The organism is Acinetobacter sp. V89_4 (assembly GCF_029967875.1).
GTDB classification, from domain to species: domain Bacteria; phylum Pseudomonadota; class Gammaproteobacteria; order Pseudomonadales; family Moraxellaceae; genus Acinetobacter; species Acinetobacter oleivorans.
The window spans coordinates 31,057-48,938 of record NZ_JASCAI010000015.1; the positions used below are offsets into that span (position 1 = coordinate 31,057).

Genomic DNA, 17,882 nt, shown 5'->3' on the forward strand with positions numbered 1-17,882 from the left:
TCCTTAAGCGGATTTGAACCGTTCGAGTGGGTTATGAAGCTTTAAATTGACAATCGTTTTCATGATCATCGACCATACCTACTGCTTGCATAAAAGCATAACAGGTGGTTGGGCCGACAAATTTGAAGCCATTCTTTTTAAGAGTCTTGGAAAGTTTTACGCTGAGTTCAGTTTGTGCAGGAGCCTTACGATAATCTACAACATCATTGTGTTGTGGAGCTGCATCTACAAACTGCCAAAGCCATTTAGGAACATCACCAACTTGGGCCTTGAGAGCTTGCCAAGCAATTGCATTATCACGAATAGCTTTGAGTTTGCCTAAGTGGCGAATTAAGCCTGCATCGGATAATTTTAGTTCTAAAAAATCATCTGTGAATGAAGCAATTTCTGCAATCGGATGATTAAAAAAGTGCTGACGGTAGCTTTCTCTTTTTTTCAGTACGGTAATCCAAGATAAACCAGCTTGCTGGCCTTCAAGGCAAAGCATTTCAAATAAACGTGCTTCGTTATGTTCCGGTTTGCCCCATTCTTCATCATGGTAGGCAATATAGAGTGGATCGTCGGAACACCATCCGCAACGTTGAGTTTTCATGATAATGCTCCTTATATTTATCTTAGAATTTTAAAGTTTAAACAGCACCCATTCATTTGGGCGAGTATCCCAATAATACAGTTCAGCTTGAGTTAAGTCTTCAAACTTTAGCCAAAAGTCTTTACCAACTTTATCTGAAAAACCGGTACTGATTAGCAGGGCATCATCGCTGATTTCCATGATCCAACCTTGATAGCTATTGCCATTTAAAATGATCTTTTGCTGGTTGCCAGACTCGGCAAACTCTACTAAGCGATTGATCAGCGCTTCCGACATAAAATGTTCCTAGCGTAAATATGAATAAGGATTAACAGCACCACGTCCTTTACCATCTAGGTAAAGACCATAATGAAGATGAGGTGAAGTATAACGTGCATTGCCCGTATTGCCGACATAGCCGATTAGATCGCCTTTTTTGACATAGTCACCAACATTTAAGCCACGTTTGTGGTCATCAAGGTGGGCATAATAATGCCATGTTCCAGCTGGACCTAAAATCCAGATGACTTTGCCACCTAAGTTGTTATTGCGAAGATCGGCAATGAGTCCTTCGGTTGCACTGTACACTTTGGTTCCACGTGGAGCCAAAATATCAATTCCTTCGTGACTACGACCTTGACTGCGAGCAGCTCCCCATGTGTCTTTTAACTCATCTCGATCGACACCTTTCACGGGTACAGGCAGTCGATTTGGAAGCTGCATACTTTTAAGTTTATTAACTTGAACAGGTGGAAGTGGGGCAGGTTTCTTAGGTGCACTGGCACAGGCCGCCAATAGAATAAACAGAAAACCAAGTGAGAAATGAGAAACAAAACGTCGCACAAAATACTCCCTGTCACAGTCATATCAAAATTATTTTACCCACTATGTCACGAACGACTCGTCGAGATCAATTTTTTCATAGCTGTTGGAACTCCTTTAGCAATAGCCTGTTCCGGACTCAACCATTGGCCTTCAAGTTCAATAGCCAGATGTTCTTTTTGGTCAGGTTCCACGTGGAACATGTGGGCATTAAGTAACCATGTGAAGTGAGTGAAACTATGACTGATCTGAAAAGTTTGCGGTTGAGGTTGTAATTTAAATTGCTGACTTAAGCTTAGTCGCTCATGTTCATTTTCTAAAATAGGTAAACAGAATAAACCGCCCCATAGACCATGGGCTTGGCGTTGTTGCCAGAACCATTCATCTTCACATTGAATAATAAGAACATCTGCTGTTCTAACAGGTGGTGTTTTTTTCGGTTTCTTAAAAGGTAATTCTTGTTCTAAACCTTGCTGATAAGCCTGACAATGAGCTTGCATTGGACAATATAAACAAAGCGGTTTTTTAGGCGTACAAATCGTCGCGCCCAAGTCCATAATCGCTTGCGTGTAGTCATGGTTACGATGTGTCGGGCAAAGCTCTTCAGCCAGTTTCCACATTTCACGTTCGTGCTGTGGTTTGCTTAAATCATCTTCAATGGCAAAGAAACGAGCTAAAACGCGTTTCACGTTGCCATCCATGATCACGCCGTACTGACGTAGACCCAAAGACATGAGTGCACCTGCGGTAGAGGGACCAATGCCGGGTAGTGCAATCCATTCTTCTAGTGTTTTAGGAAACCTACCTTGCTGAGTGACAAGGCCAGCAGCTTTATGCAAATTGCGTGCACGAGCGTAATAGCCCAGACCCGCCCAATAAGGTGCTACTTCATCCCAAGTTGCATGACCTAACGTCTCTACAGTTGGGAAGCGCTCCATAAAGCGGTCAAAATATTGCAGAACCGTTTTTACCTGAGTCTGCTGCAACATAATTTCAGAAACCCAAACTTTGTACGGATCATCTGCAACTTGCCAAGGCAAATCGTGACGACCATGTTGATCGAACCAGTTTAAAAGGGCATCAGAAAAAGAAAATTCAGGCATGAACAGCTATAGAAGAGAAGTAAGGGCTAAATTATAGCTGAAATTTAGATGAAATTTTGTTTAAAGCAGGCGAACAGCGAGAGTATGTTAAAACAGAGATTACCTGATAATGAGTAACCTCTGCTTCATGTATAAAAAGGATTAATCCTTTTGTACACCCCAACGTTGGTCAAGTTTCAACGGTTGGTTTTTGTAGTACGGAATGACATGAATGTGGAAATGATCAGAATTTTGTCCGAACACTTCACCATCATTGAAGCCAATATGGAAACCGTCTGGTTGATGGCGAAGCTGTGTTTCGTGGCGAGCAATTTCAAGAAGTGTAAGCAAGCCTTGATGTTCTTTAGAAGTGATATCAAAAAAAGAACGAACATGGCGTAGTGGCGTTACCACACAGTGGCCTTTAGATAGCGGATTAGAATCAGGCAAAATTACAGCAAATTCATTCTTATCAATGATGTCATATTCATCAAATTCGCAATACGGACATTTCTTGTCAGTCATTGTTGTATCCTCTCATGTTATTCCATTAAACCCCGAGTGCGGGAAATAAGACTAGGCTTTGCTCTAGCTCAACGGGAGTATAGTTATTGAAGTATGGTTTAAAAAATACAGTAAAAATATTGCAAAGTCATAAACATTTAAGGGAGCAAATGCGAAAAAACATTTGCTCCAAATTGGCTTCTTTTATTTTAAAGTACGATCTAACAACGCGTACATTTTAGCAAGGCCTTGTTTTTCCGCTTCGCTATTGTAGCCAAGGTCTACACCGTTCGCTTTAGCTTTTTCATCTGCAAGCGGGTTACTAAAGCCATGTTTAGCACCTTCTAAAACCACTACTTCGTGTTTAACCTCAGCAGCTTGCATCTCTTTTTCAAAATTAGCAACATCTTCTAAGGTGACCATGCTGTCTAGTTCACCATGTAGTACTAAAACTTCACCCTGAATGCTGCCTTTTTGAGCAGGTGCTTTCGGAGCTAATGTAGCATGGAACGTTATAATTGATTTAAGTGGTGCACCTGAGCGAGCAAGGTCTAATACAACTTTGCCACCATAGCAGAAACCAATTGCAGCAAGTTTTTCACTATTTACTTCTGGTTGGGCCGCTAGAGTTTGAAGCGCTGCATTGGCACGGTCAGTAACCGTATCTAAATTTTCAAATGTCTGCATCATCCATTCATAGGCTTGAGCGGCAGTCGAAGTTACTTTTTTATCGCCATACATATCAATTGCAAGCGCAGCATAGCCATGTTCAGCAAGCTCGCGTGCACGTTGTTCCGTATATTCGTTACGACCCCACCACTCAGGACCAACAATTACACCCGCAACAGGTGTTTCACTATCTGGAGCCGCAAAGTAACCAATTAAATGGCTTCCATCTGGTGCAGTATATTGAATTTCACGGGTTTTAATTGCTGTACTCATAACCTTAATCCTGAAATTTAAAGAGATTTAAACACGCTTGATTAAAGCATAAAAAGATAAAACTAATATAAATAACTGTGTAAGAATCTACATCAAAACAAAAGATAGAAATCTTCAAGCAATAAAAAAGAAGGAAACCAGTTCCTTCTTTTTAGGTGATCATAATTAAGTTACGTTCTGCCTCGGGAAATGAACCCAATGACAGCGAGAATTACAGCCACAACTAATAAAATCACGGCAAAGTCTTTAGATAGTCCTGCAACACCACCAAACCCTAATAGACTGGCAATGAGTGCAATCACTGCAAAAATTATAGCCCAACGGAACATATGCTGTTCTCCTTATTTTTTCATTGTTGTTTAACTATATAGCTTGTTTTTTGCACCGAATGTGTCGTTTATGTGGTTGAAATGTATATTAAACAATCATTTTGTGATGCTAGGAATACAGCTTCTTTTTTCGTACAGACGACTTCAATGTTATACTTAGTCACTGTTTCATCTCATCAGCTGCTAAAACATTATGTCTACCGAGACCTCACTTCGACCACTCTTCTGGAAAAACTATCCATTAGAGCAACTCACTCAAATTGAGTGGGAAGCTTTATGCGATGGGTGTGGTTTGTGCTGTTTGGTCAAGCTTGAAGATGAAGATACCCATGAGGTGGCTTATACCAAAGTGGCCTGTAAGTTACTCGATTGTGATACAGGACGTTGTACCGATTATCCAAATCGTCAGCAGCAAGTGCCAGACTGTTTGCAACTAACCCCAGAGTCTTTAAAAACAATTCATTGGTTACCATCGAGCTGTGCCTATAAGCGATTGAATGAAGGCAAAAATCTACCTTCTTGGCATTATTTAAATACAGGTTCGAGACAAAGCGTCGTTAAGGCGAAAAAGTCAGTTGCTGGACGTTGTCTTTCTGAAGTTGATGTCCATGAAGATGATCTTGAAGATTATGTCGTAAGATGGGTGCGTTAATATGCTTATGATGGGCATTTTTAATTACAACGTATTATAAAGTAACATTTTATCGTAAATTTTTTACTCATCTCCGTTATATAACAATAAAAACAAAAGGAGATAAGAGTGATGAGACGATTAGCAACCCCCTTATTATGTAGTAGCTTTTTTTTGTTGATGGCTTGTGGGTCTAATAATACAAATTCAAAAAATCTTGAACAAAATACGTCTGCAAAAACAGAGCAGACCGCCTTAACCAAACAACCTTATCAAACTGAAATATTTGCTCAATTCAATGAACCTTGGGCTTTGACCAGCTTGCCTGATCAGCGTTTATTAGTCACTGAACGGCAAGGTAAATTAAAAATTTTTAACCCTAAAAATAAACAAATCTTGGATGTTCAAGGCGTTCCAGCAGTGAACTATGGGGGACAGGGTGGTTTAGGAGATGTAGCTTTACACCCTGACTTTGCTAAGAATTATTGGGTTTATCTCAGCTACGCTACAAAAGGGCAAGGCGGATCTGGGGCAGTGATTTCGCGTGCGAAATTAGATTTATCTAATCCCAATCAGCCAAAACTTACCAATATAAAGCAGATTTGGCAGCAAGTACCTAAAGTTTCAGGACAAGGCCATTATGGACATCGTATGCTTTTTGGTGCGGACAGTAAGCTGTGGGTCAGTTCAGGTGAGCGACAAAAGTTTGACCCTGCTCAAAACATGAAAAGTAACTTGGGTAAAATCTTGCGTTTAAATGAGGATGGTTCAGCGGTTGTAGATAACCCTTTTTATAAGCAAGGCGGGGTTACTGCTGAAATATGGTCGCTTGGACACCGTAATCCATTAGGTATGGCTTTTGACCGCCAAGGACAACTCTGGGTAGTTGAAATGGGGCCTAAAGGTGGTGATGAGCTTAACGTCATCGTAAAAGGTGAAAATTATGGTTATCCAATCGTTTCAAATGGAGACCATTATTCAGGTCAACCTATTCCAGACCATCACACTCGCCCAGAATTTAAAGCACCAGAAATTGACTGGACTCCCGTAATCTCTCCGTCGAGCCTGATCATTTATCAGGGACAACAATTTCCTGCATGGAAAAATAAGGCGTTAATCGGCGGGCTATCTTCAGAAGCAATTATTGTGGTGGATTTAGAGCATAAACCCGTGAAAGAAGTGCAAAGATTAGATATGAAAAAACGTATTCGTGGATTACATGAAGCCCAAGATGGCTCGATTTGGGTCATTGAAGATGGCTCAAATGCGCGTTTACTGAAGCTAAGTAAGAAACCCTCTTAATGCGAACCAGCCTATAAATAACGGACGTGTCTCATAGATTCAAATTGTAGATTTCTGTGAGACACAATAGACTATAGTGAAAAGACGATAAAGCAATTTGAGATGCCAGACACCCATATTCCACTTCCTGAACGCCTGCGCCCGAGAGACTTGTCTGAAATTATTGGGCAAGATCATTTGTTAGGTGAACATGCGCCACTGCGTCAAATGATTGATCAGGGGCATTTGCCTTCTATTATTTTTTGGGGGCCACCAGGTGTTGGTAAAACAACAATTGCTTTGCTTTTGGCTCAAGCGATAGATCGCCCATTTGTGAGCTTATCTGCGCTGAATACGGGCGTAAAAGAATTACGTGAAGTGATTGCAGAAAGTGGTGATTTACTGACACCTGTGGTTTTTATTGACGAAATTCACCGCTTTAATAAATCACAGCAAGATGCATTATTGGGTGCAGTTGAAAAAGGCAAAATTACCTTAATTGGCGCGACGACTGAAAACCCATCTTTTGAGGTGAATAGTGCGCTTTTATCTCGCTGTCAGGTCTATACCTTAAATAGTTTAGATAGTGAAGCAATTCAGACACTCCTTAATAATGCACTTCAAGCCGATAAATTCTTAAAAGAGCGTTACATTCATGTTGAAGAATACGATGCTCTCATACAATTTGCAGCAGGCGATGCTCGTAAGGCGCTTAATTTACTGGATTTAATTGCAAGTACGTTTGAGCCAGAAGTTGAAAACACGATTACCAATGCGGTGGTCGTGAAAGTCGCTCAGCAAAATATTGCGCGATATGACAAATCGGGTGAGCAGCATTACGATCTCGTTTCTGCCTTTATTAAATCAATTCGCGGCAGTGATCCAGATGCAACCCTGTATTGGATGGCACGTATGCTCAAAGGCGGGGAAGATCCGGTTTTTATTGCAAGACGTATGCTGATTGCAGCCTCAGAAGACATTGGAAACTCTAACCCTAATGCGCTATTGCTAGCAGGAGAGTGTTTCCGCTCTGTACAAGCGGTGGGTATGCCTGAGGCTCGAATTATTTTGGGTCAAACTGCGGTTTATTTAGCAACGAGTGCAAAGAGTAATAGTACTTATTTAGCGATTAATAAGGCCTTAGAACTTGCTGAAAAAACGGCAAATTTACCTGTACCTTTGCATTTGAGAAACGCACCAACCAAGCTGATGAAGCAACAAGGCTATGGGATTAATTATCTCTATCCTCACGATTATCCTGAGCACTTTGTGTTGCAAGACTATTTGCCACCTGAGTTAAAGGGAACCAAACTCTATGAATCTGCAAGAAACAAGCGTGAGGTTGAAGGTGAGCGCTTACAGCAACGCAGATGGCAGCAGGAACAATAGTTTATTTATGCTTCTGCTCTAGTTCTTCAGTCACCTGACCATAAATCAGTAGCGTAAACACGCCTGTGCCGCCAATAATATTACCAATGGTGGTGGGGACGAGGAAAGTAAATAGATAGTCATTAATAGAGGCCTCTCCTTGCCAGACGAGATAGGACATTTCTGTAGAACCCACCACTACATGGGTAAAGTCGCCCAGTCCTATCAAGTAAGTCATGAAAAAGATGAGCAGGAACTTATTAGTAACTGAGGGTAACATCCAGACCAACGCTGCAATTAACAGCCCTGACATAATACCTTTGAGCATATTCTGGGTTGCAGAAAAGGAACCGACATGATGGGCGAGTTCATCTAGTGCTTTGTCAATATCTGGAGTAAACAGGTGAGTAGTTAAGAAAAATAAACTCGCCAATGCTGTCCCAATAATATTGCAGAGAATTACAATGCCCCATAAGCGGCCCACTGCTCGTAATTTATCGAAGGTAAAGGGTTTGAATAAAGGTACAACAGTGGTGATGGTATTCTCGGTAAAGAGTTGCATGTGACCCAAAATAGCGATCAGGAACCCAATGGTATAACCGATATTTGTGATTAAATCGGTCCAAACAGCATCAGTTGGGAGATAAGAGGCAATAATGGCTTTAAATACAAATGAAAAACTGATGACTAGACCCGCAGCAATCCCTGAAAAGATCAGTGCAGCCGTTGGACGATCCAGCTCTTCGGCACCATCACGGCGGATAATTTCATAGACCAAACGGGGTGACAGTTTCTCATGTTCTTCAACTGCCATTTTTTCACGCCAGCTTAAGGTTTTCTCGACTTTTTTTTCCTCTATTTCATGATCCATCAGGTTTACTCCTCACTGAATAAATAATTTATATTTCTTATTTTTATTTATTGATAAGGCAGTGCTTGGGATAAATCCAGTCGATTCCTAACAGCTTTATGTGTCTTTTTATAAATTGAATGTGAAGTTGCAGCAGATCATCAGCAATAAGATTAAAGAAATGTATAAGCCCTTAACGTACGGATCAGTGCCATATAGTCACCTTGGGAGGCTTTAGAAATAACAGATTCGACTTCTGCCTGACTCCAGCCTTGTTTTAAGGCGGAATTGCTAAAGTTAGTTAATAAGACCAAAGGATTTTCACCAAAAAGGATTGGATGATTCGTTAATCTCTTTTCAAGCTTAGATATTTCCATAGCTTTACCCTAGTTTTGACATTTAATTATTGTGAAGTGCTTAATGTTTTTTTAGATTTTAGTGTTTTAAATTAAGTTTGTGCAAGTGCTAATTTACTTTAATAGACAAATCTGTCTACTTTTTAATATCTCAAGTAATTAAATATAAAAAAACCGGGCTAAAGCCCGGTTTTTCATGAAGTTTGAACGATTAGAGAGCAGATAAATCTACGCCTAAACGAGCAGCAACTTCTTCATAAGCTTCAACAACACCGCCTAAACCTTGACGGAAACGGTCTTTGTCGAGTTTTTTCTTAGAGTCTTTATCCCATAGACGGCAGCCGTCTGGAGAGAATTCATCACCAAGCACGATACGGTCATGGAAAACACCGAATTCAAGCTTGAAGTCCACCAAGATCATGTTGCCTTCAGCAAATAATGCTTTTAATACATCGTTTACTTGGTAAGTTAACACTTTCATTTGTTCTAATTGTTCAGCAGTCGCCCAACCTAAAGCAATCGCTTGAGATTCGTTAACCATTGGGTCGCCTAGACCGTCATCTTTATAGAACAATTCAAATGTAGGAGGAGTTAACTCTTTACCTTCTTCTACACCTAAACGGCGACATAGAGAACCAGCTGCGTAGTTACGAATTACACATTCAACAGGAATCATTTGAAGTTTTTTAACAAGCACTTCAGTTGGAGAAAGCAATTTTTCAAAATGCGTTTCAATACCCGCAGCAGCAAGTTTTTCCATGATGAAGGCGTTAAAAAGGTTGTTCACCTTGCCTTTACGATCTAGTTGTTCGATTTTTTCGCCGTTGAACGCAGAGGCATCATCACGAAAGACTAAAATCAGATGGTCGGCATTGTCTGTTTCATATACAGATTTTGCTTTACCAGTATAGAGCAAGGTTTGTTTTAACATGAGGGAACCTTTTAAAAAAAAATGCCTAGTAAACGACTAGGCTGGCCAATTTTGGTAAATCTGGTTTAACACTTCAGCAGCCACATCTGGGCTTGCAAAAGTGTTGTCTACATTAAATAGAGCAAGAGTATGACTTGAACCTACACCAGTAAGTTTAAGCACATAAGTATTGTCATTTACTTTAATCGTCGCCTGATTACTGCCTTGAGCGATGATGTTGTAATTTAAAGTACTTAATGTCGCTTTGGTGTATTGCCAGATCTCGGTCGTATTCCCATCAACTTTTAATAATGGGTTTTTATTACCGTCGGTCACAAGCTGAGGACGTCCAAGCGCGGTAGTCGTTTGAGCAGATGCATCTGCTGTTGGATTGTTACCTTGAGTTTGTTCAGGGCGTGGCAATGCAAAACGGTTACCACGCTGGTTTTCAAACTTCGGCGCGTGCTCAATAGCGAGCTGGTCAACAGTTGGTGCAGGATACAAAGGTGTCGCTGGTCGTACAGTTGCATCGGCAGGATACTCAAGCGGGGCAAGTTGCTTGGCATTTTTATAATCTAAAGAGTGATTATTAATTGCGAAGCGACCACAGCCAGCTAAACTTAAGGCTGAAACTGCAAGGACTAAACCAAGACGTAATTGCATCATAAATTGCTCTTATTAAATAATTCCCGCATCTTTTAGGGCATTGCGGAGAGGTTCGCGATATTGCTCAGCGAGAGGAGTGAGTGGTAAACGAATACCAGTATCAATCAGTCCCATCTCATGTAGTGCCCATTTCACAGGAATTGGGTTTGATTCGCAAAATAGAATATTGTGTAAATTTGCAATCTTATTGTTAATCGTCTTCGCTTGTTGTTCATCTTTAGCAATCGCAACAGCGCATACTTCACTCATTGCTTTAGGTGCAACATTTGCAGTAACTGAAATATTACCGTCAGCGCCAAGAAGCATGAGTTCCCAAGCAGTTTCGTCGTCACCTGAGTAGACAGCCATCTTGCCATTTAAAGCTTCGATTAATGCTTTACCACGAGGTACATCACCTGTTGCATCTTTAATACCAACAATATTAGGGATCTCTGCTAAACGTACAGCTGTATCGTTTGCAAGATCTACACCAGTACGACCTGGTACGTTATAAAGAATAAGAGGTAGTTCTACGGCTTCAGCAATCGCTTTATAGTGTTGGAATAGGCCTTCTTGAGTTGGCTTGTTATAGTACGGCGTCACAAGTAAAGCTGCATCTGCGCCAAGATCTTTCGCAGCTTTAGTTAATTCGATTGCTTCACGGGTTGAGTTTGCACCAGTACCGGCAATAATTGGAATACGTTTATTGGCTACACGAATAATTTCTTTAATAACCTGTGTGTGCTCTTCCATGCTCAATGTTGAGGCTTCGCCGGTTGTACCGACGGCTACAATACTGTTTGTACCTTGTTCTATGTGCCACTCAACCAGCTTCTCAAGACCCTTCCAATCTACACCGCCGTCTTTCAACATTGGTGTGACGATTGCGACGATTGAGCCTTGAATGGTCTGTGCTTGCTGAGTCATTTTTAAAAATATCCTATTTATCCATCCGAATCTGAGGTAAGAAAAACAAAATGTGGGATGGTTGCAGTATTTTGATTGTCCAGTTCTAACAATAACAGATTGTTGAATGACAATTATGCAAATTATGACTGATCAGACGCATAAGAACAATACGCCTAACGGATAATCGCGAGGTAAACTTGAGGAAAAGATAGGATGTTTTCATTATTGTCAGCTGAGAGAGGCCGGTAAATATAACAATAGAGCCTGATTCGACTGGACCTTACTTAATATGTACTTTTTTTATGGCAAGATAGAATGCAATTTTCCCGGTTGGGATTGAAGATGACATGAATATGAATAAACAACCACAAAATGCGGTTTTAATCGTAGTTGATGTGCAAAATGGTTTTACACCGGGTGGAAATTTAGCAGTTACCGATGCCGATACAATTATTCCAATGATTAACCAACTTGCTGATTATTTTGAAAATGTTGTTTTAACACAAGATTGGCATCCCGATAATCATATATCTTTTGCACAGAACCATTCGGGTAAGCAGCCATTTGAAACCATTGAACTCGACTATGGACCACAAGTGCTTTGGCCTAAGCATTGTGTGCAAGGTACCCAAGATGCCGAATTTCATCCGAGTTTAAATATTCCGACCGCTCAACTGATTATTCGAAAGGGTTTTCATGCTCATATTGATAGCTACTCGGCTTTTATGGAAGCAGACCACGCCACAATGACGGGTTTAACGAGTTACTTAAAAGAACGCGGTATTGATACGGTTTATGTGGTCGGAATTGCCACGGACTTTTGTGTGGCATGGACTGCCTTAGATGCAGTTAAACAAGGTTTTAAAACTTTAGTGGTTGAAGATGCTTGTAAAGCTATTGATCTGAATGGCTCGTTAGAACACGCGTGGCAAACCATGCAGCAACGAGGTGTTATCCGTATTCAATCGACTGATCTGTTGAGTGGGCGCTAAGTCTATTGGTCTAATATTCTAATTTTTAGGGATAGGAAGTATGTCTGCATTACTGCGCTTTACCCAATTTATTCAAAAAACTTTTGCCCTATGGGTTATTGTTTTTGCAGCACTAGCGTTATGGCAGCCTGAATTTTTTGTTTGGCTCAAAGCTTACATTCCATGGATTTTGGGCATTATTATGCTCGGCATGGGAATGACCATGACTGTAGACGACTTTAAAGGGGTATTACAAAGCCCTAAAGCTGTATTGATTGGGGTGGTTGCTCAGTTTGTGGTGATGCCCGGTTTAGCATATGTTCTATGTAAATTATTTAACTTACCGCCTGAAATTGCCGTTGGGGTTATTTTAGTGGGGTGTTGCCCCGGCGGAACAGCTTCAAACGTGATTACCTATATGGCCAAAGGTAACGTGGCTTTATCGGTTGCTTGTACATCGGTATCAACACTTTTAGCGCCAGTGTTAACACCAGCGATTTTTTATTTGCTCGCGAGTCAATGGTTAAAGATTGATGCAGCTTCGATGTTTATTTCGATTTTGCAGGTGGTGCTACTGCCTATTGTGGTTGGTCTGATTTTAAGAACGTGGCTCAAGCGTCAGGTCGAATCCTATATTCAAGTCATGCCATTAGTTTCAGTGATTGCAATTGTAGCGATTGTGGCAGCTATTATTGGTGGGAGCAAAGCAGCTATTCTTCAATCGGGTTTGCTCATTTTAGCTGTGGTGATCTTACATAATGGATTTGGATATTTATTAGGTTTTGCAGCAGCACGATTTTTTAAACTACCTTATGCAGACTGTAAGGCAATTGCCGTAGAAGTAGGAATGCAAAACTCAGGTTTGGGTGTAGCGCTTGCAGCAGTACATTTTGCTGCTTCTCCAATTACAGCTGTACCAAGCGCGATTTTCAGTCTTTGGCACAATATTTCTGGTCCTGCACTTGCGACTTATTGGGCAAGTAAACACAAACAAGAATAACGGTATAAACAACATATATTACAAAAGAAGGCCAAACGAATAGTTTGGCCTTCTTATTTAAAAAATATTTTAGGGGAAGCTGAATTTAGAACTGGTATATCTTTTGCTTTGGATTGATGCACTAAAAATAACGTGAATATGAGTATAAATCGCAAAGAAAAATAAGGCTTTTTTGATGAACCAGATTTTTAAATTATTTATTCCCATGCTCTCAAGCAATTTAATTTTAGTTTTAAGTGGATTGGTTGATATTGCTTATGTAGGGCATTTTAGTAATGACCATGTCGCCGCATTATCGGTGACCTTATCTTTATATACAGTGGTTTATGTCATTGGGATGGGTATTCTGCAAGGTGTGATCCTCAAGCTCTCGGAAGCTTATGGTTGCCATGACATACCCCATATTCGTCAAATTTTTATTCAAGGCATTTGGCTGATGTTATGTTCGGCATTGGTGAGTATTGGCTTGCTTTACTTGTTCCGCGATTTACCAAAATTGTTCGGCGCATCTGAACATGTCGTTTCAATTACTAAAAACTGTATGTGGGCTTTGGTATTTATTTTACCTGCGCATTTACTAATGCGTTTATTTACAGCTTTGTCCCAAGTCACTGAAAATGCGCATAAGGTTTTACTATCAGATAGCATTTTCTTCATTCTTAAAATTATTTTGTCCTATCTTTTGATTTATGGTGTCGCTTCATTTTCAATTCCGCCACTCGGTGCGATAGGGGCTTTGTTAGCCACTCTCATTGTACGCTGGTTTATGTTGGCTGTTTATTACCTGTTTTTCTTGGAGAAAGGATACATCTTCATTGAACATCCAGAACGTTCGGTTGAGGATAGCCGACAAAGTCTGCGGATGATTTTAAAAATAGGTATCCCGACAGCAATCATGGCGTTGATGGACGTCGTTGCATTTTGTTCGGTTGCTATTCTGATTTTACCTTTTGGGAGTGTGGTGTCAGCAGCCCATCAAATTGTCGCGAGTACTGGCGGCTTCATGTTTATTTTTCCTTCATCAATTGCCTCGGCCTATAGCATTTTGGTGTCACGATCTATGGGGAGCGGCAACATGGAAGAAGCAGACAAAATTGCCAGACAAAGTATATGGGTAATTATGGCAGTGAGTGGCAGTCTGTCCCTGTGTTTATGGTTAGAGCGGGACTTAATTGTCACGTTCTATTCAGATGATTTGGCCGTGCAGATTTTGGCTGCATCACTGTTGTTGATCGTGTGTCTGTTTCATTTCCTTGATGGCTTAATGGCGTTATTGACCTCTTTGTTGCGCTGTTGGGATGTGTCGATTTTACCGATGCTAATTTTCTTGGTCGTAGTAATGGGCTGTGGATTGGGCGGTGGTTGGTGGATGGCCTATAAAGGGTTGCATTGGCAGGATATCTCGATTTCTGCGATGGGAATTTATGGTTTTTGGTGGATGGCTGCTCTGAGTTATTTAGTAGCTTGTGTATTGAGTACCTTCTGTTTTCATTTTAGGAAACAATTAAGAGGGTTTTGATTGAGCAGACAACCATTAAAGAGGATGGGTTACTAACCAATCTTCAATCTCATTTTCAGAAATTACTTCAAAACCATGGCGCTGCAATAGTGCCGTGGTAATTCCAGTTCCAACAATTTTTTCCCCTTGAAAAGTCCCGTTATAAATTTTTTGACTACCGCAAGAAGGGCTATTTTCTTTTAAAACCACACAGCTTGCTTTTATTTGCTGTGCAATTTCTAAAGTGCGGTATGCACCTTTTAAATATAAGTCTGTTACATCTAAACCAGATGAATCGGTAATTTTTGCTTTGCCATCAAGCACATCTTGACCTGTTCCGCCCACAATTTCTGCGGGTAAGCGAGGAGTCGTAAAACCGCCTAATAACTCTGGGCATAATGATTGGGCTTTTTTATTGAGTAATAGCTGCTTAAGTAAAGTATTTGGACAAGATTTACCATCATATCGAACAGGTTCACCAGTTAAACAGGCGCTGACTAAGATCATAAGTTTTCCTAAATCAAATGGATGGCGGAGCTTATTGTAGAAATCATAAACAAAATTTGGAAACTGACCATTAATTTTAAAATTACTTCATTTAATATTACTAAAATTATGCAATTCATAATTAAGTTATGTATTGCATAATTTAATTGTTTTTAGTAGCATCTAATTCAAGGTAAATGGCCAATGGAGATCCAACAAGGATGTTGGTCTCCATAAATCTATAAATGATTTTTAGGAAAAGACGATTTTTAAGGGTTTATTGAAAAATCTCAATCGTACTTTTAGATAACAAAGGACAGTGTGTATGGAAAACAATCACCACATGGAACGGAAATTAATCATCAAAGGCTCTACGCTCATCATATCTTCATTTTAATGATTCGTTTTTTTCTCATAGGATGCGTTGGGTTAAGGCATTTTGACGGTTCAAATACTCACCCAATGATTACGTATTCTATAGAGAAAGGAGCTGAGTTCATCAGCAATAGAGATAAACGGAACAGGTAATCACCAGAGGGAAACTAGATGGATATTTTAGAGAACCCATTAGAATTATGCGGTTTTGCATTTATTGAGTTTGTTTCAAAAGAAAATGAATTAGATCCAATTTTTGAAACAATCGGCTTTTCAAAAGTAGCCAAGCATAAATCGAAAGAAGCGTACTTATGGCGTCAAGGAAATATCAATATTATCCTGAATTATCAGCCAGAATCTTATGCTTCATTCTTCTTTAATGAACATGGTCCATCTGCTTGTGCGATGGGTTTCAAAACACGTGATGCAGCAAAAGCTTTCCAAAAAGCAGTAGAGCTTGGCGCTGAACCAATGTATTCAAAAGTTGGGCCAATGGAGCTTAACATTCCGGCAATTAAAGGTATTGGTGGCATGCCGATCTTCTTAGTTGACCGCGATATTTATGAAAATGACTTTACTTTCTTTGATGATGCTCAAAGACATCCAGTAGGTGCAGGCCTAAATGAAATTGACCATTTAACTCATAATGTCTACAAAGGCCGTATGGAGTATTGGGCAAACTTCTATGAAAAAATCTTTAACTTCCAAGAAATTCGCTACTTTGATATTAAGGGCGAATATACAGGTTTAACGTCTAAAGCATTAACAGCACCAGACGGTAAGATCCGTATTCCATTAAACGAAGATTCTGACAAAGGAAACGGCCAAATTGCAGAGTTCCTGTCTGACTTTAATGGCGAAGGTATTCAACATATCGCGTTTATTTGTGATGACTTAATTTCGACTTGGGATAAGTTAAAAGGCCTTGGTCTGAAATTTATGACACCGCCGCCAAATACCTATTATGAAATGCTACCAGAACGTTTACCTGAGCATGGTGAGCCAACTGAAGAGTTAAAACAGCGTGGTATTTTGTTAGATGGCAATACTAAAGATGGTCAGAAGAAACTGTTATTGCAAATTTTCTCTGAAAACATGATTGGTCCAGTCTTCTTTGAATTTATTCAACGTAAAGATGATGACGGCTTTGGTGAAGGTAACTTCAAGGCATTATTTGAGTCGATTGAACGTGACCAAATTCGCCGTGGTGTTCTAGAAGCTAAATAAGCTGAGCTTTATTCCTGATATAAAAAAACCAAGAGTTTGATCTCTTGGTTTTTTTATGGCTGTTGATTAGCGACTTTTAATATATTGATTGATGAGCTTTACTTCATTTTTTAAGATTTCAATCGTTTTACTGTGTGGGTCGACTGGTAAAAACATTTCGCTATCTAGGGCGACAATACAAAATTCAATGCTCTGATTTGAGTTAAACACAGGTAAACCCACCGCATTAATTCCTGTTAGTAAGTCACCTTTTGCTGCCGACATTTCTTGCTGGCGAATGGTTTCTTTAAGCTCTGTAAACGCTTCCCAGTTTTGTGGTGCGATGTTTAGACCAAGCTCTTGATGCTTTTGCCATTCGGTTTCCATTAAGGGGCGAACAAAATGCTCTGGAAGATAAGAAGCAAATAAACGTCCTGCAGCAGAATTGACTAAAGGCATAATCGAGCCGACTTTAGTGACAATCGAAATAGGGTGGTTTGATTCAATCGATTGAACTACCACAGGGCCTTTAGGCGACCATTTACTAATTTGTATGCCGCAACCAATTTTATTTTGTAGGTCGTAAATTAAATGCTGTACCAGCTGTAGTGTGTCGCTATGCTGAACACAGTTGAGACCTAAGCGCCATGCCTGATCACCTAAAGCATATTGCCCATCATCAAGTTGTTTTGCATATTCCATACGAATAAGGCTGACCAGATAGCGATGCACTTTGGCAGGATGCATTTCTAGCTTGCTCGATAGGTCTTTGAGAATAATAGGTTGATTGTGCTCTAAAAGGGCGTTTAGTACAGATAAACCGACTTCAAGTGATTGAACCCCCCCAGATACTTTTTCTTCAATCATTTAAATACCCTTAATAAAGTTACTTCAGCTGTTAAACAGTGACGATCAAAACATAAATTGAAATTGCTGCGATTTACATCATGCCTGAGCCTAGTAAGAAATAGAAATCACCTTTTTCTATTAGCGAAATTGGCATGTTTAATAATCAACAATTTTTCTAAAATCCCGACACTCTTATTTATAGCGCGTTTTTCTAGAAATTTAGCAGTTTTAAATAATATAAATCGGCATTGATATAGAATCGTTCATTTAAACAATTCTAATCAATGCCGACTTTTT

General features: G+C 40.0%; 21 protein-coding genes. 7 read left to right on the forward strand and 14 right to left on the reverse strand.

Translation table 11 applies throughout. The features are described 5' to 3' along the window. Window positions 1–31: 31 nt before the first annotated feature. From QLG01_RS03245 to QLG01_RS03275, 7 genes are all read right to left on the reverse strand, one after another. Window positions 32–592, reverse strand: a complete 561-nt coding sequence (locus QLG01_RS03245; protein WP_282495819.1) for a DNA-3-methyladenine glycosylase I — start codon at window positions 590–592, stop codon at window positions 32–34. Window positions 593–622: 30 nt separating this feature from the next. After that, entirely contained in the window at window positions 623–868 is a 246-nt protein-coding gene (locus tag QLG01_RS03250; RefSeq protein WP_001287364.1) for a hypothetical protein, read from the reverse strand. Between the two features lie 9 nt (window positions 869–877). Continuing rightward, window positions 878–1,414, reverse strand: coding sequence for a M23 family metallopeptidase (locus QLG01_RS03255; RefSeq protein ID WP_282495820.1), 537 nt, complete (start codon window positions 1,412–1,414; stop codon window positions 878–880). Between the two features lie 47 nt (window positions 1,415–1,461). Further along, on the reverse strand, window positions 1,462–2,496 hold the full coding sequence (gene mutY, locus QLG01_RS03260) for an A/G-specific adenine glycosylase (RefSeq protein WP_111855309.1): 1,035 nt from the start codon (window positions 2,494–2,496) through the stop codon (window positions 1,462–1,464). Between the two features lie 141 nt (window positions 2,497–2,637). Next, window positions 2,638–3,000 (reverse strand): HIT family protein, encoded by a 363-nt coding sequence (locus tag QLG01_RS03265; protein WP_005300389.1) that lies wholly within the window; start codon window positions 2,998–3,000, stop codon window positions 2,638–2,640. Between the two features lie 183 nt (window positions 3,001–3,183). Next, window positions 3,184–3,921 (reverse strand): dienelactone hydrolase family protein, encoded by a 738-nt coding sequence (locus tag QLG01_RS03270; RefSeq protein ID WP_004790213.1) that lies wholly within the window; start codon window positions 3,919–3,921, stop codon window positions 3,184–3,186. 170 nt (window positions 3,922–4,091) lie between these two features. Then, window positions 4,092–4,250 (reverse strand): DUF1328 domain-containing protein, encoded by a 159-nt coding sequence (locus QLG01_RS03275; protein ID WP_002053759.1) that lies wholly within the window; start codon window positions 4,248–4,250, stop codon window positions 4,092–4,094. A gap of 193 nt (window positions 4,251–4,443) precedes the next feature. Here QLG01_RS03275 and QLG01_RS03280 point away from each other — a divergent pair, with 193 nt between their 5' ends. The 3 genes from QLG01_RS03280 to QLG01_RS03290 all read left to right on the forward strand — a co-directional run bounded on the left by QLG01_RS03280 (window position 4,444) and on the right by QLG01_RS03290 (window position 7,551). Continuing rightward, window positions 4,444–4,902: a YcgN family cysteine cluster protein gene (locus tag QLG01_RS03280; protein ID WP_004790211.1), complete on the forward strand. Its 459-nt coding sequence runs from the start codon at window positions 4,444–4,446 to the stop codon at window positions 4,900–4,902. A gap of 108 nt (window positions 4,903–5,010) precedes the next feature. Beyond that, window positions 5,011–6,183 (forward strand): PQQ-dependent sugar dehydrogenase, encoded by a 1,173-nt coding sequence (locus QLG01_RS03285; protein WP_198307350.1) that lies wholly within the window; start codon window positions 5,011–5,013, stop codon window positions 6,181–6,183. A gap of 102 nt (window positions 6,184–6,285) precedes the next feature. After that, window positions 6,286–7,551 carry a replication-associated recombination protein A gene (locus tag QLG01_RS03290; protein ID WP_282495824.1) on the forward strand — a complete coding sequence of 422 codons (1,266 nt, stop codon included), beginning with the start codon at window positions 6,286–6,288 and terminating at the stop codon, window positions 7,549–7,551. Window position 7,552: 1 nt separating this feature from the next. Here QLG01_RS03290 and QLG01_RS03295 read toward each other — a convergent pair whose 3' ends face one another. The 5 genes from QLG01_RS03295 to dapA all read right to left on the reverse strand — a co-directional run bounded on the left by QLG01_RS03295 (window position 7,553) and on the right by dapA (window position 11,218). Next, entirely contained in the window at window positions 7,553–8,401 is an 849-nt protein-coding gene (locus QLG01_RS03295; RefSeq protein ID WP_049837579.1) for a formate/nitrite transporter family protein, read from the reverse strand. Between the two features lie 152 nt (window positions 8,402–8,553). Continuing rightward, entirely contained in the window at window positions 8,554–8,757 is a 204-nt protein-coding gene (locus tag QLG01_RS03300) for a hypothetical protein (protein WP_013196537.1), read from the reverse strand. Between the two features lie 190 nt (window positions 8,758–8,947). Continuing rightward, a complete protein-coding gene (purC, locus tag QLG01_RS03305; RefSeq protein WP_004790203.1) occupies window positions 8,948–9,667 on the reverse strand; it encodes a phosphoribosylaminoimidazolesuccinocarboxamide synthase in 720 nt (239 codons plus the stop codon). A gap of 36 nt (window positions 9,668–9,703) precedes the next feature. Continuing rightward, a complete protein-coding gene (locus QLG01_RS03310; protein ID WP_282495914.1) occupies window positions 9,704–10,309 on the reverse strand; it encodes a lipoprotein-34 precursor (NlpB) in 606 nt (201 codons plus the stop codon). Between the two features lie 15 nt (window positions 10,310–10,324). Continuing rightward, a complete protein-coding gene (dapA, locus tag QLG01_RS03315) occupies window positions 10,325–11,218 on the reverse strand; it encodes a 4-hydroxy-tetrahydrodipicolinate synthase (RefSeq protein ID WP_005300412.1) in 894 nt (297 codons plus the stop codon). A gap of 329 nt (window positions 11,219–11,547) precedes the next feature. On the opposite strand from dapA, the gene pncA reads away from it, so the two are divergent. The 3 genes from pncA to QLG01_RS03330 all read left to right on the forward strand — a co-directional run bounded on the left by pncA (window position 11,548) and on the right by QLG01_RS03330 (window position 14,690). Continuing rightward, complete coding sequence (pncA, locus tag QLG01_RS03320) at window positions 11,548–12,192, forward strand: bifunctional nicotinamidase/pyrazinamidase (RefSeq protein WP_282495825.1); 645 nt, start codon at window positions 11,548–11,550, stop codon at window positions 12,190–12,192. Window positions 12,193–12,232: 40 nt separating this feature from the next. Next, a complete protein-coding gene (locus QLG01_RS03325; protein WP_049837576.1) occupies window positions 12,233–13,171 on the forward strand; it encodes a bile acid:sodium symporter family protein in 939 nt (312 codons plus the stop codon). A 175-nt stretch (window positions 13,172–13,346) separates the two neighbouring features. Continuing rightward, a complete protein-coding gene (locus QLG01_RS03330; protein WP_282495827.1) occupies window positions 13,347–14,690 on the forward strand; it encodes an MATE family efflux transporter in 1,344 nt (447 codons plus the stop codon). Window positions 14,691–14,705: 15 nt separating this feature from the next. Here the strand turns inward: QLG01_RS03330 and QLG01_RS03335 are convergent, their stop codons facing one another. After that, window positions 14,706–15,176, reverse strand: coding sequence for a DUF523 domain-containing protein (locus QLG01_RS03335; RefSeq protein ID WP_282495828.1), 471 nt, complete (start codon window positions 15,174–15,176; stop codon window positions 14,706–14,708). Window positions 15,177–15,701: 525 nt separating this feature from the next. Here QLG01_RS03335 and hppD point away from each other — a divergent pair. Beyond that, the gene (gene hppD / locus QLG01_RS03340; RefSeq protein WP_005300424.1) at window positions 15,702–16,757 is read left to right on the forward strand and encodes a 4-hydroxyphenylpyruvate dioxygenase; all 1,056 of its coding nucleotides are present in this window, start codon (window positions 15,702–15,704) and stop codon (window positions 16,755–16,757) included. A gap of 66 nt (window positions 16,758–16,823) precedes the next feature. Here hppD and QLG01_RS03345 read toward each other — a convergent pair whose 3' ends face one another. Further along, entirely contained in the window at window positions 16,824–17,603 is a 780-nt protein-coding gene (locus QLG01_RS03345; protein WP_005300427.1) for an IclR family transcriptional regulator, read from the reverse strand. Window positions 17,604–17,882: the final 279 nt, after the last annotated feature.